Genomic DNA, 23,129 nt, shown 5'->3' on the forward strand with positions numbered 1-23,129 from the left:
GAGGCTGACCTTAGCCGGGGCAGGGGCCATCGGAATTGCCTATTTTCAAGGTGGGTTGCCACAACACCTGTAGGTTCTCGGGTGATTGGCCGTCGAGCAATGCGAGCATAAGCTCTATGATTTTTTTGCCGACGGCGAGTGGCTCGGCGGATTGCAAGTAGGTTATGTCATACCCCATGAGCGCATCTGGCGGGAGACCGTCATGGACAATAATCGATATTTCGCTGCCTAGTTTGACACCCGCCTCGATAATCGCGCGCATGGCACCCGCCCCACAGGGAGGGTTGTCCACAATGACTGCGGTTGGGCGAGGATTGCATGAGAGGAGTCGCTTCATGGCCTCATAGCCTCCAGTGCGATCCAAGGTGCCTTCCACCATGTACTGCGCTTCAATCGGCAGTTGCGCATAGGCCATCGCCTTGAGGTATCCCTCGCGGGCCTGAGACACAAAACTCAGATCCAGCGGGCCGCTCAGCAGGGCGATACGTTGGTGTTTGAGGCTGACCAGTCGCTCTACTGCCATGCGCAGGCCTGCCGCTGTGTCGAAGTCGAGCCAGGCGTATGGAGTGGGAAGAATGCTGCGTCCATAGGCCACGAAAGGAACACCTTTTTTGGCAAGGTAGGACAGTCGGGCGTCGTGCAAATGTGTCCGCGCCACGACCATACCGTCGACGCGTCGACCTTCAATCATTCGCTGGTAGGTGCGGATCTCATCGGAGCCGGATGCTGAAGCGAGCATCAGATCCATATCCGATCTACTCAACGTTTCGGTCATGCCAGCGACCACTTGTACGAAATAGGGATCGCCAAGGTCATGGACCATGAGCGGATAGACAATACCGATGGCATCCGCGCGCCCAGTGGCCAAGCGACGAGCTACGGGATTAGGGCGGTAGCCGGCTGCAACAGCGGCGGTGGTGATTCGTTCGCGGGTCTTTTCGCTGACATCCGTGTAGCCATTGAGTGCACGACTGACCGTGGTCTGGGACAAGCCGAGCTTGTGGGCGAGTTCTTTCAGATTCATTGACGATGATCGCCTGAATGGGCAAAAGCGCTGTGCGGTTGCATTGGGCGCCATGAAGTGAGGGCTTTTTCTAATACTACATTTACCCGTACGAATCCTCAAAGCGCGCTGCCTCATTGCGGCAGTGATACATGGACAACGGGCAGAACCGCCACTCAATGCAATCTCTTGTGCAGTGGCTTAGGTCCTTAATGCTGACTTGCTCCATTGCTACGGACGACTGCCCAGGTAGCCGAAAAACCTGCTTGCGTCTTTTTTTGGGCTACGATAATCTTCTACCAAAGCGCTTTGGTAAAGCGCTTCTAATTTGGTCCAAACCGCTTTGGATGTGGCATGCGGTTGTCGCGGTTGGGATGGTGAGTTTGGTAACCGAACTCGACAGGACGCCAACCGTTAATGAGAGCGATGGTAATAACGGAGGTATCCGTGCGCCGCAATAATATGTGCAGTTGATCAATGTTCCCGGACGGGACGCCGCTCGCATTTGGCATGGTCGGATTTATTACCACCGCTATGACGTGTATATCAACGATTTCTTCTATTGGAATCCAAGTGGTCTGGATACCGGCATCGATAATATTTCAGTCGGTCATGATCTCAAATTCAACTATGGCTTTTTCCGCGAAGACACTGTCGACTCCAAGGACCTGGCGAGCCGTCACGATATTCAACTATCCGGCTTCCCCCCTACCCCCCATAGAGAGAGTTGTAGTTGGGTCTGTCTTACATTCCTGAGCACGCTCCGCTCAGGGGGAATGATGGCGTTCAGGAGAATGCACATGGCGGTTGGTCGGTCAACGCGCAGCATACCCACAGCAATCTGTTCGGCGGCAAAAACAAACTGGGCTTTCCAGTATGGCGTCGGGCCGGATACTGGGCTTGACAGTACCAGCACCTTGACCAATGACACTCGCTACAAGAGCTACCAGATCGTTGAAACATTCGGTTGGTAGGCTGCCCAGAATTTTGGCGGTCAGTTGGTGGGTGTTTATCAGCGTGATATTGCCCCGACCATACTTGCGCGCGCTGGAACCAGGCCGCACAAATAACAGCTGCTCCCGGTGATACGTTGTCGTCCACCGGCACCTTCGGTAAGTCCCGAGATGGCTCGACGGCGGGACTGCAATTGGAGCGGTGGCAGTAGCTCGGACGCGTTTCCTGAAAAGATAAATGGTTATAAAAACAAGATGTCAATTGGCCAGTTGTAACCAAGAAGAAAGTTAATGGTCATGGCGATTTTCGCCATGGTGACGCACTAATCATATTACTTGTCCGAAGCGCCCGTTAAAGCAATTGATTTCGCCAAGTTATTTTGTCTCATGGTTAACATAGGGGGTTTTATATGCCGGTTCAGATTAAAGAAACATTCTTGGGAAAATGCGGCGCTGGGGCAGAGTGGTGGCGCAATGCCGTTATCTATCAAATTTATCCACGTTCTTTTGCCGACTCAAATGGGGACGGCATTGGTGACTTAGTCGGAATCTCATCGAAACTTTCTTATCTTTCCTCATTGGGGATAGATGCGATTTGGCTTTCTCCCTTTTATCGTTCTCCCCAGTTAGATGGCGGTTATGATATAGCGGATTACTGCGATGTTGATCCACTGTTTGGTACGATGGATGATTTTGATCGGATGTTGCGGCAGGCACACGACAAAGGAATCAAAGTCATCATCGATCTGGTTCCTAATCACACTTCTAGTGCCCATAACTGGTTTCAATCAGCTCTCAAGACACCTATGGGAAGTGCCGAGCGTAATCGCTACCACTTCCGTGATGGTAAAGGCGAGAACGGCGAATTGCCGCCGAATCAGTGGAAAAGCATTTTCGGGGGGGATGCATGGTCGCGCATTCCCGGAGAAACCCAATGGTATTTGCATCTATTTGATAGCAGCCAACCGGATCTTAACTGGGATAACCCCGAGGTCCGGGCAGAATTTGAAGATATCTTGCGTTTTTGGTTGAAGCGAGGCGTCGATGGCTTTCGTGTCGATGTGGCACATGCGCTTGTGAAAGAATCCGGTCTGCCCGATTGGGACGGCCCAATTAAGGAAGGAAGTGGCATCAACTTTGGGCCGATGTGGGATCAAGAGGGAGTGCACGATATCTATCGAAGCTGGAACAGGGTGCTCAAGCAGTTTTCCGGCGATCGTATGCTGGTCGCCGAAGCTTGGGTGCAGCCACAATCCCGCCTGGCACGTTATGTACGCAACGATGAAATGCACCAGGCCTTCAATTTTGATTATTTGCTGGCTCGTTGGGATGCGATAGCGTTGAAAGAGGTGATCAATACCTCCCTGGCTGCTGGAGCCCATGTGGGCGCGCCGACGACCTGGGTCATGTCCAATCACGACACAGTGAGGCATACATCACGCTACGGCCTGAGCGAGCCTGGTTCTCGCCCCCTAGGTATTGATGCGTCGAGAGAGCAGCCGGATGAAGCTTTGGGGTTACGCCGCGCTCGTGCTGCAGCACTTCTAACACATGCATTGCCAGGCTCGGTTTATATCTATCAAGGTGAAGAGTTGGGTTTGCCTGAACATACAACCTTGGATGCCGCTCATCGACAGGACCCGAGCTTTTTCCGTACGAATGGATTGGAAATTGGCCGCGACGGTTGCCGCGTGCCAATCCCCTGGATTTCTGGGGAGGTCTCTTATGGATTCAGCACAGCGGGGAAATCCTGGTTGCCTCAGCCAGAATCATTTTCCCGGTACGGTGCAGACTTGCAGCATGGAGACTCGCAATCAACGCTGGAGCTCTATCGCCAATTGCTAAAACTGCGTCGTGACTACGAATTAGGTAACGGTACGTTGACCTGGTTGCCTTCGGCACAAGGGGTGCTTTATTTTGAAAATGGCCCCATCCGCATCGTAATTAATTTGAACGACATGGCCACCGTACTTCCTGGTGGTCAGGTGCTGATCTCCAGTGCTCCGATCGATCAAGCCGGCGTTTTACCAGCCAATGCGGCAGCTTGGCTGAAGTGAGGAGCTGATCCCCTGCCCGCTAAGCCAGGGATATCGGCTGGGGGCAGTTTAAGGCGTGCATTTGTTATAGTTAAATCAAGACGCTTTGGACTATGAAGTCGTCTGCATAACGCACCATCTGCATTTTTCGGGCTGTCCATTTGGCGTTGGGAAATGTTTCAGCCAGCCTCGCTTCCAAAAGAGCAGTGGCAGTAAAAGCGCGCAAGCAAGCTACGGATAAGCGAACTCACCCGTCGCTCAGGTGGTCGCAGTCTGCGATAAATCGTCGAAAATCTACGCCTTATCTCTTGGGCTGGAAAACTGGGTAGTCACAAACACCAGAAAATCTGGCGAGAGCTGGACGAATGGGATGAACGCCCGGATCGTTGAGCGTTATCCCGATCGCCGAAGAAACAGGGCTTATCAACGCACTGGCTAATTGGTTCGTGCACACGGCTTGCAACCAAACCTACACGTTAGCCCGAGGATCTGTTCGTTTCGGTCAACGTTTACTCGAAAGAGTTCCAGGGAGTTGAGTTAGTCGAGCGCGTAAAAACTGCCTTGACCACATCTGGATTAGCGCGGGCACGACTCGAACTGGAGATGACTGAAAGCGTCATGCTGGATGATGCCAACAATGCATAGTTTTTGATTAGAACTATTTGGGGTCAGAATCGATAGATGATTTGGGTACGGGTTGCCCATCCTTGAGCTATTTGCGGTCATTCCCGTTCGATGGGCTTAAGATCAATCGTAGCTTTGTTAATAGGCTGAGCGAGAACCCGCTAATCTGGCGATCATCAAACCGTGATCGGGCTTGGCCGCGCACTCTCGGTCACCATCACCATCACCATCACCATCACCATCACCATCACCATCACCGCCGAAGGTATTGAATCACTTGAACATCTTCAATTGCTCGCAGTGATGAAGGCCAAGCTTATTGTCTGAGTCGGTCAATGTGTGCGAGCAAATTCGATGACTTGGTGCTATCACTAAGCGATTAGCAACCTCAGGCTGCTTGTGCCGCCTGGGCATGACTCACGACCGCCGCCAATCGCTTGAGACCTTCGTCCAGCCGCGCCGGGTCGATATGGCTGAAGTTCAGCCGCAGGTGGCCGGGGTTCTTGTCCGGCTCAGGGAAAAACGGTTCGCCCGGCATAAAGGCCACATCCGCCGCCAGCGCAGCCTTGAGCAGCGTGCGGGTATCCAGCGGCTGCTTGAGCGTCAGCCAGAAAAACAGCCCACCCTGCGGCACGTTCCACTGCGCCAGGTCGCCAAAATGCTTTTCAAGTGCTGACTGGAATGCATCCCGACGAACCCGATAGAAGTCCCGCAACTCACCCAAGTGCTGCTGATATTTCTCGGTGCCGATCCATTGCAGCGCTTGCCACTGCCCGATGCGGTTGGTGTGCAGATCGGCCGATTGCTTGAGCCGCAGCAAGTGCGGGAACAGGTCCGGGCTGGCGATCAGGTAACCGACCCGCAGACCCGGCAACAGGGTTTTCGACACGGTGCCGGTGTAGATCCAGCTCGCCTTGTTCAAGCGACTGACGATCGGCGTGGCACTGCCGCCGTCGAAGGTCAGTTCGCGGTAGGGTTCGTCTTCGATCAGGGTCACGCCGAACTCGTCGAGCAATGCCGCCACCGCATCTCGCTTGGCCTCGCTGTAGCGCACTGCCGATGGGTTCTGAAACGTCGGAATCAGGTAGATGAACGCTGGTTTGTGTGTTTCCAGACGACTGCGCAATTGCGCCAGGTTCGGGCCGTCGGCTTCCTGCGGGACGGTGATGCAGTCGGCGCCGAACAACTGAAAGATCTGCAACGCTGCCAGGTAGGTCGGCGCTTCAAGCAGGATCTCGGTGCCTTTGTCGATGTAGAGCTTGGCCGCCAGATCGAGGGTTTGCTGGGAACCGCTGACCACCAGCACCTGACTCGCCTCGCACGGTACGCCCAACGCTCGGGCTTCGGCCGCCAGCGCCTCACGCAGCGCCGGTTCGCCTTCACTCATGCCGTATTGCCCCATGGACAGCGGCATGTCCGCCCACTCGACTTTCGGCAGCATGGCTTCGGCCGGTAAACCGCCGGCGAACGACATCACTTCCGGACGCTGGGCGGCGGCGAGGATTTCACGGATCAAAGAACTTTTAAGGCGCGAGACACGTTCGGAAAAAGCCATGGGGGTCACCGGTAGCGAGGCCTGAGGAAAATGAGTCAAACTGGTTGACCGAAATTACGACAGACCGAGCGGATACGTCAACATGCTTGACCTTAAAAACCCCAGTACTCAGCAACAAGCCATGGAAGCGTTTTTCTTCGGTTACCAGGCCTTCACTGCCAAGGCCGACGAAATGCTCGAGCGTCGCGGCTTGAGCCGGGTGCATCAACGCATCGTGTTTTTCATCGCCCGCTACCCTGCCCTTAGCGTCAAGGAGTTGCTGGCGTTACTGGGTGTGAGCAAGCAGGCGCTGAACATTCCGCTACGTCAGTTGGTGGAAATGCATTTGGTGAACAGCGTCGCGTCCGAGACCGACAAGCGTAAGCGGTTGCTGGAACTGACCGACGATGGTGCGCGGTTCGAGCAGTCATTGCGGCGCGAGCAGGTGAAATTATTGGAGCGGGTGTTTGCCGAGGCTGGGGAGGCAGCGGTAGATGGGTGGTTGGCGGTGAATCTAGCGTTGGGGAAAACCCAAGTGCCAGCAGAGTAACGCTCATTCCCACGCTGGGCGCATTAGTGACAGCGTAATATCCATGATTCGACTGGCTCAATGGCTGTTTTTGCGTTTGCAACTTTTCGCGACAGGCGGAAATCGGCCATAAACCGCCCATCGCGACTGACCCGGGCCGTAACAGGAGATTGGGGCTCGTCAGAAGTCTTTATCTACTCAGGGACATTGGCAGGCTGGAAGACGCTGGCGGTGGTTTGCCTGACCTGCTCTCGCAGCCATCGGTGAATAGGTTCGGCATCGTGTCGGGGATGCCAACTCATGGCGATGTTGACCTGCGGCGTAACCACTGGCAATGCGAAGATGCGTAATTGGCTGGAGTGAGCGCTCCAGCGCGCGAATGGCTCGGGTATGGCAGCGATGAAGTCTGAACTCATGGCCATGGCCAGAGCCGCCTGGAACGATGGAACCACCAAGGCTACGCGACGCTTAACGTTTACCGCTGCCAGCGCATGATCAATCGGGCCATCGGCCACTCCACGCCGCGATGCGTTGACATGGGGCCAGGCAATGAACTGCTCTACACCGATGTTCTCAAGCCCGGCTAAAGGGTGATCTACCCTTACAACCCCCATGAACTGCGTCCTTAGAAGTGTCTGAGTCTTGATTTCCGGCGCGTCGCCATCGAGCACACCCAAGTCCAGGTCCACCTCGCCGCTGCGCAACGCTTCCATGCTTTTTTTTGGTCGCAACACGAACCGCAGGGTAATCCCCGGTGCCTGATCCAGCAGCCGAGCACACAGCGCCACAGCCCATGTCCCGATCACGCCATCGCTGGTACGCAAGGTAAAGGTGCGCTCCACTTGGGCAAGTTCGATGGCCGGCGGAGCAAGGATGCCCCTCACCTCTTCGATCAGAGTACGTACCCGCTCACGGAGATCCAGCGCCCGCTGGGTAGGCACCAACCCTCGCCCTGCCTGTACGAACAACGGATCAGCCAATGCGTGCCGCAAATGCGCGAGGCGACGACTCATCGCGGGGGCACTCAGGTTCAGGCTCCTGGCAGCGCCAGCAACGCTGCCCTCGCTGAGCAATGCGTCTAGGTCAATCAAATGGTTGAGGTCGAGATTCTTCATGATGAATGCACCTGAAAGAAGGAGCGCTGCCTGGCAACCGCTGCAAATTATGCATGCATAGATTGCTATCGTTGCAGTTTATTTAATTAAGAGGTTTAGCAAAAATCCACCGGCTCATTCTTATCAAGGTTCCGATCATGCCTGACTCGTCCAGCCTTCTCGTCACCCACCGGGCGTCCATCGCGGACACTTTTACTTCCTCGCTTGCACCGCTGTGCGCCGTCTTCATATGGGCTGGCAATACCATCGTCACCAAAGCCGCCGCCGTCGCCATCCAACCAGCCTCCATTGTGTTCTACCGGTGGCTGCTGGCCTTTGCCCTGTTAAGCCTGTTTACCGGCAAGGGCGTGTGGCGCAAACGCCACGTCGTGGTGCAGCACTGGCCCAAACTGATGGTGTTGGGCGTGCTGGGCATGGCGGTATATCAAGGGCTGGCTTATCAGGCGGCACTGACCACATCAGCTATCAATATGGGCGTGCTGATCTCGCTGGCACCGCTTATGTCGGCGCTACTGGCCTGCGCCATCGCGCGTGAGGCTGTGCCGGTACGCACGCTTACTGGCGCGCTGATTTCCATGACGGGGCTGATCTGGCTGACGAGCCAGGGGCAGCCCCTGAGCCTGCTTCAGCAAAGCCTTAGACCGGGCGACGGGCTTATGCTGATCGCCATCTTCGCCAATTCGTTGTACGGCTTGTTGCTCAAACGCTGGGCTTTGCCCCTTTCAACCTGGCAGCAACTGCATGTGCAGGTAGGGTTTGGTGTGCTGGTGACGTTGCCGATCTGGCTGGCGAGCCCTATCTCTCAGGTAACCGTCAACAACGCACCGCTGATTCTTTACGCGGGCATCGCCGCATCAATCGGCGCACCATTTTTCTGGATGAAGGGAGTGCACCACCTGGGCGCGCCAAAGGCCTCGTTGTACTTGAATCTGGTGCCGGTATTGGTAGCAGCGGTGGCCTGCATACTACTGGGAGAGCGCCTGCATGCCTATCACGCTATAGGCGGTGCGCTGGCATTGATGGGAGTGGCGGTGGGGTTGCGCAAGAAGAAATAGAGAAAGGTCGACATTTTTTATCTCAGTTGACGAACTCACTCCGCAGGCATTCGCGGCGGGCATTATGGGGAGTAATTGGTCTAGCGTCTCAGGTTACCTATTGGCCGCTTTGAGTCCAGGCCGTGTGAAAACGCACTGAATACGTCGAAAGCTGAGAGCTACGGGCGTTGCTTGCGAAACCAGCAGGCGGAAGCGCGAATTGCCCTGTTCAGTTGCATAGGCGTTCGTAAATGCTGTTGGAGCCGCTGACGCGGCTCAAATGGTATTACGAACATCTATGCAACTGAACAGGGCAATTCACGCTTCCGCCCGCGGATTCCACAGGCAACCCTCGCAACCCTCGCAACTCTCAGTTTTCGACGTATTCAGTGCGTTTCACACAGCCTGGGCACAAAGCAGACATTCGAATGAGTCTAGAAAATTAGGGGCAATTCAGACTTCGGCGGCTCACTAAACCGTCATAATTGATCTCGATCAGAAACATGGGACTTCATGCGCCACCCCGCTATTGCAGTGTATAAAAGCCCCGGCTCAGGCTTGGGTGTTGTCCAGGATGAACTTGATCAGCGCCCGGGATACGGCTGACAATTGCCGGTGAGGCGGGTAAATAATCGAGAATGGCCGACTGCGCCCACTCAATTGCGCAAGTATTTCCACCAATTGCCCGCGCTGAATTTTGTCCCGGACGATGAAATCATAGGTCTGGCAGATGCCCAAACCGCTTTCCGCCAGCGAAACGATCCCCAGGACATCATCCGAAACCTCCACATTGGCTTGCGGTAGCCATTCGATATTTTTCCCGTCAAGACAGAACAACCACGATCCGACCTTGCCGCTGCTGGGCATGATGAATGGCAGACAAACGTGCTCGCCTAACATCTCAAGCGTCGTAGGGATGCCGGCGCGAGCCAGGTATTGAGGAGACGCGACGAGGCAAAGCCGCGCATCTTCCAGTTTGCGGCCCACCAGACCACTGTCCGGCAACTGCCCCAGACGAATCGCCAGATCGTAACCTTCGGCAACTAGGTCAACATTGCGGTTGGTGATGCTCAGCTCCACCCGCACAGCCGGGTATTGCTGTGAAAACGCACTGAGCAGCGGCGGCAGACGATGATGTCCATAAGTTGTCGGCACGCTCATTCGAACACGCCCGCTCAACTCGCCGTCCTGACCGCGAATGTTGCGCTCCACCTCTTCAATCTGGGAAAACGCAGAACGAGTCTGTTCCAGATACAGCTTGCCGGCGTCGGTTAGGCTGAGTCTGCGAGTAGTGCGTCGCAACAATTGCACTCCAAGACGCGATTCAAGCCTCGCCAACGCACGACTGAGCACCGAAGGCGTGGTCGCCAAGGCGACGGCAGCAGCACTAACGGTGCCTTGCTCAACTACACGAATAAAAGCTTCCACATCGCCAAGATGGTCAAATCTACGAGGCATTATTGCTTTCCAAGTCCAAATGAATTCCATTGGCGGTAGTTTATCGCCATATCACACATCAATAGAGTATCCAGGTAGGGGCGGCAAGTGTTCGCCCAATTACTTTGGACACGACATGAACACACTGACCCGTATTGCATTGACCGCAGCCTTCGCCAGCATCAGCTTGGCGGCCAGCGCCGACAACGTGCTTGTGGTGCTTTCCGATTCGGCGAAACTCGATTTGAAGGACGGCAAGGTCTTTGCTACCGGCTTCTACCTGAACGAGCTTTTGCAACCGGTAAAGATGCTGCTCGACGCTGGCCATAACGTCACCTTTGCCACCCCGAACGGCAATGCGCCGACAGTGGACAAAACCTCCATCGACAAAATGTACTTCAACAACGATGAAGCAGCGCTTAAGACCTACAAGGACTTGCTCGATCAACTGAAACTGACCCAACCAGAACAGTCGCCAGTCATCAGCCTTTCCCAGGTGGAACAGATCGGTTACGCGCACTTTGATGCGGTCTTCATTCCTGGCGGCCATGCACCCATGCAGGATTTGCTCCACAGCCGTCCGCTGGGTCGCTTGCTGGCGGATTTCCATGCACAAGGCAAGACCACCGCACTCGTCTGCCATGGTCCGATCGCCCTGCTCTCGACCTTGCCTGATGCCGAAAACTTTACCCAACAACTCCAGACTGCGAAGCCGGTAAAGGGTCGTGCCGACTGGATCTATGCGGGCTACAAGATGACCGTTATCAGTAACAAGGAAGAGGAAGAAGCCAAAGGTCTGCTCAACGGTGGCGCAATGAAGTTCTACCCGCAAACGGCGCTGGAAAAAGCCGGTGGGGTATACCGCAGCAACGCTTCGAATTGGACGCCTAATGTGGTCATCGATCGCGAGTTGATCACGGGCCAGAATCCGGCCTCGGCCATTGAGGTCGGCAAGGCCCTGCTCGATCGATTGAAATAACACGACTGCAGCACTGCGCCCTCCCCCGACCCCGGTTTTTGACGGGTATTTGGAGCACTGTAAATGAAACCTCTCACTTTCCTTATTACCGGTGCGTCAGTCGGCAAAGCGACTTTCTAACGACAACATTTGCGGCTCAGCCGCTCCAGCGAATTCCCCGACTGTGCCAGTGGGCACTACCGCCGGCATTGCTCCTTCAGCTTGAACTCTAGAGGAAAAATCATGACGCCCTCATCCGCAAACCAACACAAACCACTATTGATGGTCCTCACCAATCACGCCAGCAAAGGCGACGGTGGCGAGCCGACTGGCTTTTACCTCGGCGAAGTCACCCACCCGCTTGCCGTACTCGAAGCGGCCGGCTTTACAATCGAGTTCGCCTCGATCCAGGGCGGCGAACCTCCGGTCGATGGTCTCGACCTGAATGATGTCACTAACGCACGCTACTGGAACGACAGCCGCTTTCGCGCCGCCATTGCCAACACACAACGCCTGGACGCCCTGGATGCGTCGAAGTACGCCGCTATCTTCTTTACCGGCGGCCACGGTGCGATGTGGGATTTCCCGACTAGCCCTGCCGTGCAAAGCATGACCCGCGACCTCTTCGAAGCCGGCGGTGCAGTGGCCGCAGTCTGTCACGGTCCCGCGGCACTGGTGAACGTGACGCTCAGCGATGGTAGCTACCTGGTTGCCGGCAAAAACCTCAGTGCGTTTACCGACGACGAAGAACGTGCGGTCAAGCTCGACAACATCGTGCCTTTCTTGCTGGCCAGCACCCTGAGTGCGCGTGGTGCACATCATCACGGCGCAGCAAACTGGACTGCCAAGGTGGTGGTCGATGGTCGGCTCGTCACGGGACAAAACCCTCAATCCGCCACCGGAGTGGGTGAAGCGCTACGTGATCTGCTGCTCGTTCAGCCACGCTGAAGCCGCGCGCATTTTTAAGGAGACGCTATGAAATGCATTGCATTGGCAAGTGCTCTGATGCTGGCTGCAGTGACACAAAGTTACGCATTCGCGGCGACACAAACGTCTCACGAGCCAGAACTCTGGCGCAGCTACATGGGGGTGTCATGGGACCTCGGCACTGAGCACAAAATTGATATCGTGTCCCACCAGGCGCCCATTTCGAACTCCAGCATTGAGGGCGATAGTGGGCCAGTGACCACCCTGAGCGCTGAACTGCAACATACTGGGCAATTGAAGGTTGGCTAGAGATTTTTCCTGGCTTCTCGATTCGGAGCCGCGGCGCGTCGAAGTCAGTTCAGGCCTGGGCAGACAGCTCACGCAGTGCTCGCCCTGATACCCCTAGGCTTCAGCAGTGTCCAGAAGGTCTACAGCTCGTGCTGTTACATCACGATGGGCATCGGTCAGAACGCTTGAGCACCGCACTGAGGACGTGCTGTCCATATAAGCCGACGCCAAGACCCGACACGATGAGAACGACTGCAACCATTTTGTTGACTGACAGATTCTCATTGAAAATCATGACTGAACCGAGCAGTCCGAATACCGGCACCAATAACGACAATGGCGCGACTGTAGACACTGGATATCGTTTCAGCAGTGAATTCCATACCCAGTAGCCGAACAGTGTATTGGGGTATACCTGGAACAGGATCGACAGGACGGTGCGGTAGTCGAGTTGATTCACCAATGTGCTGTAACCCGTCGAGCCGTTAACAGTGTAATCAAGCACGAAAAGAGGGATGGGCGAAAACGCACTGGACCACACCAGGAAAGCGAAGACCTGGGTGGTCTTGGCTTTTTTGTTGATCACGTTGGCCGCACTCCAGGCGACCGCTCCCAGCAGCACCAGGATCAGCCCGGCCGTCGTTACTGTCCCATCAACGATGGAGATAATGCTCAGCAAACCACACAGAGCGAGACCCATGCCCGCGTACTGAAAGCGGGAAATCGTTTCCTTGAATATCCATGAGCCCAGCAGGATGGTGAAAAACGCGCTGAATTGAAGCACCAGCGAAGCGATGCCTGCTGAAAGACCCGACTTGATGCCAAGGTTAACGACGCCCCAAAGTCCGATACCGAAGACTAGGCCGTAACCAATGATGTAGCGCCACTGCACATCAGGTTTCGGAATGAAAAAAATCGCTGGAAGTGCGCAAAGCGTGAAGCGAATGCCAGCAAGAATCAGGGGGTCAACGGTGGTGAGGCCCAGTTTGACAACCGAGAAATTCACGCCCCATATGGCAGTAATCGAGATGGCGAGTAGTAGGTGCCCGGCTTTCATACTGATCTTCCTTTAATGGTCGTTGAGAAATGACTTGTAAGAACCCACAGCGCCAAAGCTGTAGCGCTGATCAAGGCGCCCAGACCGCCTACCGATAACAGGCACGCCGTACTCAGCGGCAGGCGTTCAACCGGCAGCGGCGCACGCCTCGATCGTACTCGTCAGCGAACCGGCAACACCCAAGCCGATCAGACCGCGACCAATGATCAGACCCAGTTCAGTATGGGAGAAGCTGAAAATCAGCGAACCCAATACAGCGAACAGAAGCATGGGTGCCTGCACGCTGCGCGGACCGTATGCACATGGATGGAGCGGACGATAGTAGGGCGGTCAAAGGGAGAACGTTAGATACAGATTGACTAACAAAACGTCATACAGCGGTCGCAGCACTTGGTATCCACTCCCTGGGAATACGTTGCGACTTCAACGTGAGCAATGGCTTGCTCCAATAGCGCCTCTAAACGCTCCGACGCAGTCAACCACGGGCATTATGGATGACCGCTTCTGGCCCAGAGTGTGTAAAAACGCCTTCGCGAACACTTGCTATGATTTCTGAGAATTTCATCGCAGGGATCGCCCATGAAGCGCTTTATCCAAGGTGAACATCGAGGCCAAGGCACCTTACTTCCCGAGAGCCTCGACGACTACGTCAGCGATACCAATCCGGTGCGCGTAGTCGACGTCTTTGTCGACGAACTCGACCTGGTCAATCTGGGTTTTGAAGGTGCCGTTCCAGCCGATACTGGCCGGCCTGCTTACCACCCCGCGATCCTGCTGAAGATCTACATCTACGGCTATCTCAACCGCATTCAGTCGAGCCGGCGGCTGGAACGAGAAGCTCAGCGCAACGTCGAACTGATGTGGTTGACCGGGCGTTTGATGCCGGACTTCAAGACCATCGCCAACTTCCGAAAAGACAATAGCAAGGCCATCCGAGGCGTCTGTCGCCAGTTCGTTGTGCTGTGTCAGCAGTTGGGATTATTCGGAGAAAATCTGGTTGCCATCGATGGCAGTAAATTCAAAGCAGTCAACAATCGCGACCGCAATTTCACCAGCGCCAAACTGAAACGGCGAATGGAAGAAATTGAATCGAGTATCAATCGTTACCTGACTGCACTCGATGCTGCCGATCGGCAAGAACCAACAGCTTCCGAGCCCAGCGCCGTGCGGCTGGAAGAGAAAATCGCCAAGCTCAAAACTCAAATGAAGGAGCTTCAAGCGATCGAAATCCAGCTCAATGAATCGCCGGATAAACAGGTCTCACTGACCGATCCAGACGCCCGTTCCATGATGACGCGCGGCACAGGAATCGTCGGCTACAACGTGCAGACGGCGGTCGATACTCAGCACCATTTGATCGTTGCGCACGAGGTGATCAACGTCGGTTCCGACCGTGATCAACTCAGCTCGATGGCCAAGCAGGCCCGCGAGGCGATGGCGTCAGATACGTTGTCGGTGGTGGCTGATCGAGGTTACTTCAAAAGCGAACAAATCCTGGCTTGTCACGATGCAGGCATCACCGCCTATGTGCCCAAGCCGATGACCTCTGGAGCCAAGGCTGACGGGCGTTTCAATAACGATGCCTTCGTCTATGACGCGGCAAAAAACCAATACATTTGCCCGGCTGGAGAGGCGCTGATCTGGCACTATTCCTACGTTGAAAAAGGCCTGAAGCTGCATCGTTACTGGAGTTCGAAATGCCAGGGCTGCGCGTTGAAATTGCAGTGCACACCGAGCACGGAACGACGAGTTCGGCGCTGGGAGCATGAATTGGAGGAAATGCAGCTTCAGCTGAGCAAAGCACCAGAGATGATGCGAGTCCGAAAACGGACTGTTGAGCATCCCTTCGGGACGCTCAAACAATGGATGGGTGCAACGCACTTCCTGACGCGAAAGCTGGCCGGGGTGAGCGCGGAGATGAGCTTGAATGTGCTCGCCTACAACTTGAAACGGGTCATGAAAATCATCAGTACCCATCACTTGATGAAGGCGCTAGCGGCCTAAAAACCGGCCTGTTTTTACGTCTCCCGATGATCTAGCGCGTTGCAGGGGCGGTTTAACTTATCAGGAAGGGACATCGTGCCTTGATCAGGTTACGAAGCCGGACAGCCATTCAGCCTTGAAGATCGAAACGGGATCTAGCGTTTTTACACACTCTGGGCCAAAAGCAGCCCTTCGATGTGGCTACAAAACCAGAGGCGGTTTACTCACAACGGAGATGCGGGCCACCCCCAACTTCAACAGTTCCTTACGTAGCAACGAGCGCTCAAGCACAGCCATTCCGGCCTGCCATTCGATCGACAGCAAATGGCTCAACTTTTGTTGGCTGACCAACGGCTCAGCCAGAAAGTAGCTTTTGCACTCGCGGATGCTGATGACGTTCAACAGCCAGTCTCCACCCTGCGCCGCCAGCCAGTGACCGATCGTTGAACGATGCGTTTGGATCAGCGCACTGGCATCCCACACCGCCATCTGCGCGAAAACCTGGGGCAGGTTGCTATCGGCTTTCAGCCGTTTCATATCAACCGCCAACGCGCCAATCAGGTCTGACTCGATAGTGGCTTGACACTCGGAGAAGTACCGCTCGGGCCAGTCCGCTTCCAGTTTCGCCCGCCGTGCGAGGACTTCATAAGCCCGGATATCCAATTGGGTGGTCAACTGCCCTGTAAAATTCAGGGTATTGTCCAGAATTGCCGTGGCCAGCAACGCAGCACTTTTTTCGCTGATTAGCGGCAACAGCTCTGCCGCTTCCCAACGCTGAAAAATCAGAGTCGCCGCTGCGCCGATCGGCAGGATGTCTGCCGCAGATCCGAGATTCTGCGCCCAATAGTTTTCAAAGCCTGGGTGATGGTCAATGACTTCCACCACCTGTTCAAGAACCACCACCGGGTCGAAATAGTGGTAGTCGGAGACATCCACCAACACGAACTCGTCACCCGCTCTCGGCAGATAATTGTCCAGAGATGATTGCCATCCGAGCACGGTCCTGGAGATGCTGACATTGAGCGGGGCGCTACTGATGGCCCGAGCATCAACGCCTTGGTGATTCAACAGCTCGGCGTACGCAATGCAGCAGGCATACGCGTCGATGTCCAGGTACGCCGAGCCTGAGGTCACCACCCTCATAACACGTGGGCCACAGCGTGAGCTGCCGAGACAGTCGAAGACAGCTTCAACGCTTGAGCGATAGCCTCCAGAATCCGCTCATACGCGAATTGGCACTGTTCTTCGTCGATGGAAATGCGCACCGTGGCCCCGGCGATCCGGTCGGAATATCCCAGTTGTGTAACCGTGTTGGACAGGCTCAGTGTCTTGTCCGAGCATGCCGACCCACCGGTTATGTAGATCGACTGCGTGTTCAAGGCCCACTGCAGTTTTTTTGTATTGACCCCCGGCAATGCAATAAAACTCACACAAGGTACACGCGGTGCTTGCTGACCGATCACGACCACTTCGCCCAGCATCGCTTGCAGCGTACGTTCAAACGTTTCCCGGCTCTGTTGTACCGCGACTTTACCATTCCCGTACTTGTGTTGTTTCTCCTGCAACGCGGTTTCAATCGAAAGAATGCCCGGATAGTTCTGAGTACCACCGCGCAACCCGCCTTCCTGGCCGCCGCCAACAATTAATGGCGACAACCCGTAGCGGTTTCTGGCGTACAGAAAACCGGCACCGGGCAACGCCCCGAACTTGTGCCCTGATGCAATGGCGAAATCAACGCCGGATGCGTGCAGATCCACAGGGATTTTGCCGATGGCCTGGGTCATGTCCGAAAACAGCAAACCACCCCCAGCCTTCACTTGTCGGGCGATAGCTTCGATCGGTTGAATCACGCCGGTTTCGTTATGCACTGCCATAACGCAAACCAATGTCGGGCGACCCGCATGGGCACGGAGCAACTGCTCCAATTGTTCAGTGTCGAGCAGTCCGTTCATTTGATGCCCGATCGCTATGGCTTGCAGGCCTTCCAGACCGTAGCGGTTTTTGTTCTGCAGGGTGCAGGAGTGTTCGATCGCTGAGTACAGCACCAAGGGTTGCTCATGTTTGTAGCGTTCGAAAAAATTATGAAACACCTGGGCACAGCCCTCACTGGAGCCGCTGTTGAAAATCAGGCAGTCGGCGTCCACTTTCAAAAGGCTGGCGATGCTGCCACGCGCCCGTTCGACTCGTTCGAGCAACTGAACGCCGAGGGCGTGATTGGCATTGGGGTTGGCGCATTGGCGGGTCGAAAACAACGCCTGAAGCATGTTGCTGACACCCATTGAACCCGGTGCCGAACCACAGACGTCGGCATAAACTGCATCCACAGCAATATCCATATCAAACACTTCCAGTTTTCTGTTTTGTGTCATTCAGGATGCTGCTCGCAAAATGCGAACAGAGACTCACAAGTCAAATAAGCAAGCGCAGCATGAGCTGGATCGAGCACAGCAAAACGAAAGCATTCAGCGCCTGTTTCAGATGCCTCGAGTCCAGCCGATGAGAAAGCATGGCTCCGAGGAAACCACCCACCAATATCCCCAGTACCAATTCACCGGTGTAGCCGAGAAAATCCATGGTTGAACCCACTCTGCCGGATAACGCCCCACTTGCTCCGATGATACCGATCAGCGCCGAGGTCGAAATGGCCTGCTTTATCTGCAGACCAAACAGGCTGATCAGTACAGGCAGGTAGATGAACCCGCCGCCCTGCCCGACCAGCCCGCACAATACGCCAAGCACCAGCCCTATCAGTGGCAACGACAGCGATTGATGGTTGCACAACAGGGCCACCGGTTTATGGAACAGGTACGTCACCAACAACGACATCAACCCCAGTAGTCCGAAGACGAACAGGATGAAGTTTTCGCTGAATGCATCAGCATGGAGCGAGGCAAAAAAGTTGGCGACAGCCATCGGCACGGCAAAGCTTCTGATCACTCGCCAATCCGGCTGAAACTTGACGCGGTGCAGCGCGAACGACACGAGGGACGAAAAGAAGCCCTGTGCGGAAGACAGCCCCGTCACGACTTCAATCGGCAGCTTCTGACCGGACAATATCGGGTAAATCAGCACCAACAGGGGCGTCACGATGATGCCCCCACCGATACCGAACAGACCTGACATGAAACCAGCCATCACGCCCACACCGACCATAACCGGGTAGATTGTCACGGCTACCATCTCAGCAGACCTTGATCTTGCCGGTCCCTTCCGTCATCCGACCGATAACAATCAGATCAGGGCAAAGCGCCTGCCACTTCTGACGGTTCTTTTCAAACCCTTTGGCACTCACAGTGAACAGCAAACCGCCATTCGTTTGCGGGTCATGCAACAGAAACTTTCTAGCTAATGGAAGATCAGCCAGGTACTCCACGTTCTGCGCATACTTTTTAATGTTAGAGAAAATACCGCTGTCAGCCGAAGTCACCGCCACCGCCAATGACTCTGTGCCGTCATAAAAAACCAGACCGCTTGTATCCAGGTCAACACCCAGTTGCCCCAGCCCGACCATCTCACAGATATGGCCGATCAAACCGAACCCCGTGATGTCAGTCAAACTGCTAACCTCAGGACTTTCGCTCAGCGTGCGGCCAAACGCGTTGTCGCCGGTAATCTGGGCAAGCGTCGACGCAGGAATATCCTCTTGCTCAATCACTCCGGTCTTCAGGGCATTGGCGAGGATGCCGACACCGATTGGACGCGTCATGACCAGCAAATCACCGGCCCTGGCCGTGTTATTTTTCTTCAAACGGTGTTTTTCCACCTCACCAATGATCGAAAAGCCGTACAAGGGCTGGCTGTTCTTGATCGTATGGCCACCGACGATGCTGACATTGAACTTGTTCATCACCGACTGGGCGCCAAGGATCATCTGCGTTACTTGCTCGACCGAAATCAACTCCGGGTCGAACGCCATGATCGAGTTGGCAATAAGCGGACTCCCGCCTGAAGCAAAGATATCGCTTACAGCATTGCTGGCTGCCAATTGGCCGAAGACATAAGGATCGTTGACTATCGGGGAGAAAAAATCGGTGGTGAATAAAAGATATTTTTCACCCTGCGTCATAGACGGCGCAATCATCAGAAGACTCAAAGCCCAATACCACCTTGTCATCCGAAACCGTATTGGCTGCTGCAGTTTGCGACAGGATCTTCGTTAACACACTGGATGGGATCTTGCACCCGCACCCACCGCTCTCAGATTTATCCATGATCTGACAAAACATCGACATCGGCTTTCCTTAAAATCCATTTTCCATAATTAAAACAGCGCAATAGCGTACTGAAACATACTGTTACGTCCTATTTTCTGCCGACAAGACTCGCATGCTTTCATTGCAAAAATATGACGGAATGGAGGCATTTTGAAGTCATGCGGATGTCAGCGCGCAATGGTGAACCATTGCCTCACTGCTCTACATTGCTGAATCGAGCGAAGGTAAATGAAACTGCTCTCTGCTGACGGTGCTAGGCCACCAGCCCGAGCGCGTTCTCAACCTGGGCTACCACTGGTATGGATGAGCAATGCTATGAAAGCCACGAAAGGAGCGAACAGCACCAAGCCGCCGACGGCGACTGCCCAGCCCCAGGCAAAACCGCTTTCTCCCTTGAAACGGCCGCCACTCAGCAAGCCAAGCACGTAAACGCCAATCCTATGACCCAACAGGTTGATTAAGGTATTAAAGATGAAATCCAGTTTTGATCTTCGTGGCTCCTTGTCGGTTTTCTTGAGCGTTCTAGCCGAAAGCAACCCTTGTGCAATGTCCGCTATTGGCCGATTCTGTTGAAAAAGTCGACCATGGTTTCCGCAGCAGAAAAGTATGCGTCCGAGATTGAAATCTTTACTTTCGGCAGAGGCTTCCGGACTCAGATTTCACGTAGCAGTGTGCAAAAAAGGCGTTTTAACCAGTCAATGACCAGGCTGTTTGGGCGAACTGACTTTTTCAACAGAATCGGCCGACTCCAGTCTGTCGCGATCGGTAGAAATCGGCCAAAAGGAGCTAGTCGCAAGTGTCCGAATCGGTGAGTAAACTTGATCGTCTCGTTCACGGTTTATCTGTCGAGCTTGCGCCGTCGTTGAAGAAATCGTCCACTGCGACCATGCCAAAACTGTCAGTTAATTTGTCCTTGTCGTCTTCACTGAACATCGTTTGGGTACGCCTTTCCTGCTTAAGGCTGGCAACTGCCTGGAAAAAGCAGCGTTCACACAGATGTATCTCATAGCGCTCGCCATCGTGGGCGGAGCCGTATCCCCAGTGGGCCTGCAAGATGGCGTATTGGAGGCTATGACCCTCAACGCGAGTGCTTTCGAGGCAGACATCGCACAGGATGTCGCTGACGATCTCAACTTCTTTCTTTTCTTTGATCTTCATCATCATCTCCCATAACCCCAAACAAACACACCTAGGAAAGCATAGTAGGTGCTGCACAACGACAAAACACTGCCCATGGGAAGCCGCATGCGCGCCTTCTTTCCGGCTTAGTCCCCTTGCAGTCTCGGATTCGTTGTTATGGCTTAGGCAGCCGCGATCGGCCAAAAGCTGCCTGTGGGGCGCGTTCCCGAAAACCTGGGGCAACTCACAATTTTGACTCGATACTACTTACAGACTCACTCGGGCCGGCAGCGGTACCGATTTTCCGACGCAAAATCATCATTCCCGCAGATACAAGGCGAGTTACACTGCGGCTCGCGGATGGCCGTTGGCCACCCGCGAGCCAGTGCCATCAAGCCAGCAGCTTAAGCTCGTCTTTACCGTACTTGAGCGATTTTTCGTCTGGAATCATCAGGCCGGTGTGCTCGTCGCGCCCCTGCAAGACGACGCGGGCGTCCGGCTTTCCCAGTTGGGTAGCGGCCTGCTGGCTGTCGGCGCCGATCTCGCCCTTCTTCATGCGGTTGACGATCACCCCCACCGCCGTATCGTTGAAGTCGCGCAGCATCCAGGCATCGCCATCGCTGTCGCCAGCCACCAACACCTGGCCATAGCCCTTCTGTTTAACCAGCACGTTCTTGATGCCGACGGTCTTGCCCGGACCGCCAGTCTGGCTGATAGCGAGTGGTGTACTTGCCGTCCTCCATCGCCATGCGCAGGCCGATCACGTTCTCAGGCGGCACGCCGTATCCGTAATGAGGATTGCCCGCGAATACGCGTACCACATCGTCGATCGAAGCGGTACTGACATAGACGTCGATGCCGTTGGCGCGCAGCGTGTGCATCAGGCCACGAATCTCCTCATGGATACGAATGCCATGGAAGTGGGTATCGGCCACCACCCCGGTCCTGCCCGATAATGTGCGCGAACTCTCGTACTTGACCTTGCGCAGCGCGTCGCCGATGGCATAGTTGTTGGAAGCCTCGGCCATCGCCTGCAACTCAGCCGTGGTCATGTTCTTGTAGAAATACAGAATCCACTTGTAGCCGATCTCTACCGGGTAACTGTCGCAGATCGCGTCGTACATGAAGTAGAGCTTGGCGAGAAAATCCTTGTACTGCTCGCTGGCCTGGATCTCTTTGGCGATGTCTTCCATCTTGACCGGCTTGCCGTCCACCATGGTGTAGTCCTTCATGAACGCGCCGTTCGGCACGTCCTGACGCACCACAGCAGCGAACTCATCAGGCGTCAGCTTGTACTGCAAATAATTGATCTGGTAGACCAGCAGCGCTTCTTCACAGTCATTCATGATGCAGGTGTTGTCCCAGTCGAACACCGCGTATGGGCGCTGGTCAGGACAGTAGGACGCGCTTTTGACGCCGTGCTCATCGATAACCGCTTGCAGACGCTTTTGGTTGAGTGGCGACCAGCGCGCTGGGTTCCTGGACAATGGCAAGGTACAGAATTCATCGAAAAGGTGAAAAGCCAATGGCCTTCCATAGCCGCGATTCTGACTTCTGGCGATGACGAGGGATTCCAGACGGTGCCCCCTCCCGCGATCTATCTGCGCAAGCCTTGGTCTTTGGATGAGCTGGTGACCTCAACCGGGTACCCCCATTCATAAACGGTGGCTCTATACTTATTAATCCCGTTACCCATTGCGAGCATTGCCATGACTGAAAAATACTTCATTGGCATGCTGTTGGCGCTGGGCGTGATATGGGTTGCGATTGTTTGGTGGATCGTGGTGCCGTATGTGGGAGGCACTTTCCAGTGACAGGATCAGTGAAATGACGCCAATGGCCTGAAAGGACGACCACCCTAGCCATTTGCAGCTTCGATGGAAATTGAATTACCAGCCAAATATGCGTCTGGTTAGAGATTCTCAACATTAGAAAAGTCGCCAAACCGCCGATTCCCCAAGTCGCCAGACTTATAAACCGGGAAGAATCGTCCGTCGCCCTCCGCTTCCTAGTGCGTTCTGCAACCCTCCTTCATTTCTTTGCCCAGCCTTGCTAGCTGTGAAATTGTCACTTATCCAGAGCCCGCAGCTGGCCTAGCCGGACGCGCCCTTTGGCTTTCACGCATAGCTGAGTGCGAGGAGCTACCCCTACCCGCTGCGCCGAGGACGACCGCGAGGCCCGGAACTCCGGGCGTAAGCGTCCGCCGAAGTCACCTTGCGTGACTCAGGCCGGCACCCACTGATGCGGCAGCAGTTGATCAATCTCACTGGCACGCTGCGTTGGCAGCCGCGTCAGCACATCTTTGAGATAGGCATATG

General features: G+C 54.9%; 21 protein-coding genes and 2 pseudogenes. 9 read left to right on the forward strand and 14 right to left on the reverse strand.

The features are described 5' to 3' along the window. Positions 1-10: 10 nt before the first annotated feature. Positions 11-1,141, reverse strand: coding sequence for a substrate-binding domain-containing protein (locus KGB23_RS22650; protein WP_411741506.1), 1,131 nt, complete (start codon positions 1,139-1,141; stop codon positions 11-13). Between the two features lie 326 nt (positions 1,142-1,467). Here KGB23_RS22650 and KGB23_RS22655 point away from each other — a divergent pair, with 326 nt between their 5' ends. The 4 genes and pseudogenes from KGB23_RS22655 to KGB23_RS22665 all read left to right on the forward strand — a co-directional run bounded on the left by KGB23_RS22655 (position 1,468) and on the right by KGB23_RS22665 (position 4,943). After that, positions 1,468-1,977, forward strand: coding sequence for a carbohydrate porin (locus KGB23_RS22655; RefSeq protein WP_223432660.1), 510 nt, complete (start codon positions 1,468-1,470; stop codon positions 1,975-1,977). A gap of 389 nt (positions 1,978-2,366) precedes the next feature. Then, entirely contained in the window at positions 2,367-4,013 is a 1,647-nt protein-coding gene (locus KGB23_RS22660; RefSeq protein ID WP_223432661.1) for a glycoside hydrolase family 13 protein, read from the forward strand. Positions 4,014-4,678: 665 nt separating this feature from the next. Then, positions 4,679-4,762, forward strand: a pseudogene (locus KGB23_RS30495) (hypothetical protein); the annotation flags it as partial. A 37-nt stretch (positions 4,763-4,799) separates the two neighbouring features. After that, a complete protein-coding gene (locus KGB23_RS22665) occupies positions 4,800-4,943 on the forward strand; it encodes a hypothetical protein (RefSeq protein WP_223432662.1) in 144 nt (47 codons plus the stop codon). Positions 4,944-5,004: 61 nt separating this feature from the next. On the opposite strand, the gene KGB23_RS22670 is transcribed toward KGB23_RS22665, so the two are convergent. Further along, positions 5,005-6,171: a PLP-dependent aminotransferase family protein gene (locus tag KGB23_RS22670; protein ID WP_223432663.1), complete on the reverse strand. Its 1,167-nt coding sequence runs from the start codon at positions 6,169-6,171 to the stop codon at positions 5,005-5,007. 82 nt (positions 6,172-6,253) lie between these two features. On the opposite strand from KGB23_RS22670, the gene KGB23_RS22675 reads away from it, so the two are divergent. Further along, positions 6,254-6,700 carry a MarR family winged helix-turn-helix transcriptional regulator gene (locus KGB23_RS22675; RefSeq protein WP_223432664.1) on the forward strand — a complete coding sequence of 149 codons (447 nt, stop codon included), beginning with the start codon at positions 6,254-6,256 and terminating at the stop codon, positions 6,698-6,700. Positions 6,701-6,873: 173 nt separating this feature from the next. Here the strand turns inward: KGB23_RS22675 and KGB23_RS22680 are convergent, their stop codons facing one another. Continuing rightward, on the reverse strand, positions 6,874-7,794 hold the full coding sequence (locus tag KGB23_RS22680) for a LysR family transcriptional regulator (protein WP_223432665.1): 921 nt from the start codon (positions 7,792-7,794) through the stop codon (positions 6,874-6,876). 137 nt (positions 7,795-7,931) lie between these two features. On the opposite strand from KGB23_RS22680, the gene KGB23_RS22685 reads away from it, so the two are divergent. Further along, positions 7,932-8,849, forward strand: coding sequence for a DMT family transporter (locus KGB23_RS22685; protein ID WP_223432666.1), 918 nt, complete (start codon positions 7,932-7,934; stop codon positions 8,847-8,849). A gap of 531 nt (positions 8,850-9,380) precedes the next feature. On the opposite strand, the gene KGB23_RS22690 is transcribed toward KGB23_RS22685, so the two are convergent. After that, on the reverse strand, positions 9,381-10,286 hold the full coding sequence (locus tag KGB23_RS22690; RefSeq protein ID WP_223432667.1) for a LysR family transcriptional regulator: 906 nt from the start codon (positions 10,284-10,286) through the stop codon (positions 9,381-9,383). A 115-nt stretch (positions 10,287-10,401) separates the two neighbouring features. Between KGB23_RS22690 and KGB23_RS22695 the strand changes: the two genes are divergently transcribed. Further along, complete coding sequence (locus KGB23_RS22695) at positions 10,402-11,244, forward strand: type 1 glutamine amidotransferase domain-containing protein (RefSeq protein ID WP_223432668.1); 843 nt, start codon at positions 10,402-10,404, stop codon at positions 11,242-11,244. Between the two features lie 222 nt (positions 11,245-11,466). After that, positions 11,467-12,171, forward strand: a complete 705-nt coding sequence (locus KGB23_RS22700) for a type 1 glutamine amidotransferase domain-containing protein (RefSeq protein WP_223432669.1) — start codon at positions 11,467-11,469, stop codon at positions 12,169-12,171. Positions 12,172-12,598: 427 nt separating this feature from the next. On the opposite strand, the gene KGB23_RS22705 is transcribed toward KGB23_RS22700, so the two are convergent. Together KGB23_RS22705 and KGB23_RS22710 are read right to left on the reverse strand one after the other, a co-directional pair. Next, a complete protein-coding gene (locus KGB23_RS22705) occupies positions 12,599-13,495 on the reverse strand; it encodes an EamA family transporter (RefSeq protein WP_223432670.1) in 897 nt (298 codons plus the stop codon). Positions 13,496-13,548: 53 nt separating this feature from the next. Next, a pseudogene (locus KGB23_RS22710) lies at positions 13,549-13,792 on the reverse strand (MFS transporter); the annotation flags it as partial. 282 nt (positions 13,793-14,074) lie between these two features. On the opposite strand from KGB23_RS22710, the gene KGB23_RS22715 reads away from it, so the two are divergent. Next, on the forward strand, positions 14,075-15,499 hold the full coding sequence (locus KGB23_RS22715) for an IS1182 family transposase (RefSeq protein ID WP_223432671.1): 1,425 nt from the start codon (positions 14,075-14,077) through the stop codon (positions 15,497-15,499). Between the two features lie 180 nt (positions 15,500-15,679). On the opposite strand, the gene KGB23_RS22720 is transcribed toward KGB23_RS22715, so the two are convergent. The 8 genes from KGB23_RS22720 to KGB23_RS22755 form a co-directional block, all read right to left on the reverse strand. Then, positions 15,680-16,621 carry a DHH family phosphoesterase gene (locus KGB23_RS22720; RefSeq protein WP_223432672.1) on the reverse strand — a complete coding sequence of 314 codons (942 nt, stop codon included), beginning with the start codon at positions 16,619-16,621 and terminating at the stop codon, positions 15,680-15,682. After that, a complete protein-coding gene (locus KGB23_RS22725) occupies positions 16,618-17,814 on the reverse strand; it encodes a cysteine desulfurase family protein (protein ID WP_223432673.1) in 1,197 nt (398 codons plus the stop codon). Before KGB23_RS22725 ends, KGB23_RS22720 begins: the two co-directional genes overlap by 4 nt. A gap of 73 nt (positions 17,815-17,887) precedes the next feature. Then, the gene (locus tag KGB23_RS22730; protein WP_223432674.1) at positions 17,888-18,658 is read right to left on the reverse strand and encodes a sulfite exporter TauE/SafE family protein; all 771 of its coding nucleotides are present in this window, start codon (positions 18,656-18,658) and stop codon (positions 17,888-17,890) included. Position 18,659: 1 nt separating this feature from the next. Next, positions 18,660-19,571 carry a selenide, water dikinase SelD gene (gene selD, locus KGB23_RS22735; RefSeq protein WP_223432675.1) on the reverse strand — a complete coding sequence of 304 codons (912 nt, stop codon included), beginning with the start codon at positions 19,569-19,571 and terminating at the stop codon, positions 18,660-18,662. Between the two features lie 952 nt (positions 19,572-20,523). Beyond that, the gene (locus tag KGB23_RS22740; RefSeq protein ID WP_223432676.1) at positions 20,524-20,850 is read right to left on the reverse strand and encodes a hypothetical protein; all 327 of its coding nucleotides are present in this window, start codon (positions 20,848-20,850) and stop codon (positions 20,524-20,526) included. 352 nt (positions 20,851-21,202) lie between these two features. Continuing rightward, positions 21,203-21,481 carry a hypothetical protein gene (locus KGB23_RS22745; protein WP_223432677.1) on the reverse strand — a complete coding sequence of 93 codons (279 nt, stop codon included), beginning with the start codon at positions 21,479-21,481 and terminating at the stop codon, positions 21,203-21,205. Beyond that, on the reverse strand, positions 21,471-22,337 hold the full coding sequence (locus KGB23_RS22750; RefSeq protein ID WP_223432678.1) for a haloacid dehalogenase-like hydrolase: 867 nt from the start codon (positions 22,335-22,337) through the stop codon (positions 21,471-21,473). Before KGB23_RS22750 ends, KGB23_RS22745 begins: the two co-directional genes overlap by 11 nt. Before the next feature lie 697 nt (positions 22,338-23,034). Further along, a partial coding sequence (locus KGB23_RS22755; RefSeq protein ID WP_223432111.1) for a transposase domain-containing protein occupies positions 23,035-23,129 on the reverse strand: 95 nt, incomplete at its 5' end.

The organism is Pseudomonas sp. GL-B-26 (assembly GCF_019947405.1).
GTDB lineage: Bacteria > Pseudomonadota > Gammaproteobacteria > Pseudomonadales > Pseudomonadaceae > Aquipseudomonas.

Coding starts and splice junctions, on each gene's coding strand:
- KGB23_RS22650 (WP_411741506.1), bottom strand. CDS start 1,141: ATGAGGCAGCGCGCTTTGAGGATTCGTACGGGTAAATGTAGTATTAGA.
- KGB23_RS22660 (WP_223432661.1), top strand. CDS start 2,367: ATGCCGGTTCAGATTAAAGAAACATTCTTGGGAAAATGCGGCGCTGGG.
- KGB23_RS22670 (WP_223432663.1), bottom strand. CDS start 6,171: ATGGCTTTTTCCGAACGTGTCTCGCGCCTTAAAAGTTCTTTGATCCGT.
- KGB23_RS22675 (WP_223432664.1), top strand. CDS start 6,254: ATGCTTGACCTTAAAAACCCCAGTACTCAGCAACAAGCCATGGAAGCG.
- KGB23_RS22680 (WP_223432665.1), bottom strand. CDS start 7,794: ATGAAGAATCTCGACCTCAACCATTTGATTGACCTAGACGCATTGCTC.
- KGB23_RS22685 (WP_223432666.1), top strand. CDS start 7,932: ATGCCTGACTCGTCCAGCCTTCTCGTCACCCACCGGGCGTCCATCGCG.
- KGB23_RS22690 (WP_223432667.1), bottom strand. CDS start 10,286: ATGCCTCGTAGATTTGACCATCTTGGCGATGTGGAAGCTTTTATTCGT.
- KGB23_RS22695 (WP_223432668.1), top strand. CDS start 10,402: ATGAACACACTGACCCGTATTGCATTGACCGCAGCCTTCGCCAGCATC.
- KGB23_RS22700 (WP_223432669.1), top strand. CDS start 11,467: ATGACGCCCTCATCCGCAAACCAACACAAACCACTATTGATGGTCCTC.
- KGB23_RS22705 (WP_223432670.1), bottom strand. CDS start 13,495: ATGAAAGCCGGGCACCTACTACTCGCCATCTCGATTACTGCCATATGG.
- KGB23_RS22715 (WP_223432671.1), top strand. CDS start 14,075: ATGAAGCGCTTTATCCAAGGTGAACATCGAGGCCAAGGCACCTTACTT.
- KGB23_RS22720 (WP_223432672.1), bottom strand. CDS start 16,621: ATGAGGGTGGTGACCTCAGGCTCGGCGTACCTGGACATCGACGCGTAT.
- KGB23_RS22725 (WP_223432673.1), bottom strand. CDS start 17,814: ATGGATATTGCTGTGGATGCAGTTTATGCCGACGTCTGTGGTTCGGCA.
- KGB23_RS22730 (WP_223432674.1), bottom strand. CDS start 18,658: ATGGTAGCCGTGACAATCTACCCGGTTATGGTCGGTGTGGGCGTGATG.
- KGB23_RS22740 (WP_223432676.1), bottom strand. CDS start 20,850: ATGAAGATCAAAGAAAAGAAAGAAGTTGAGATCGTCAGCGACATCCTG.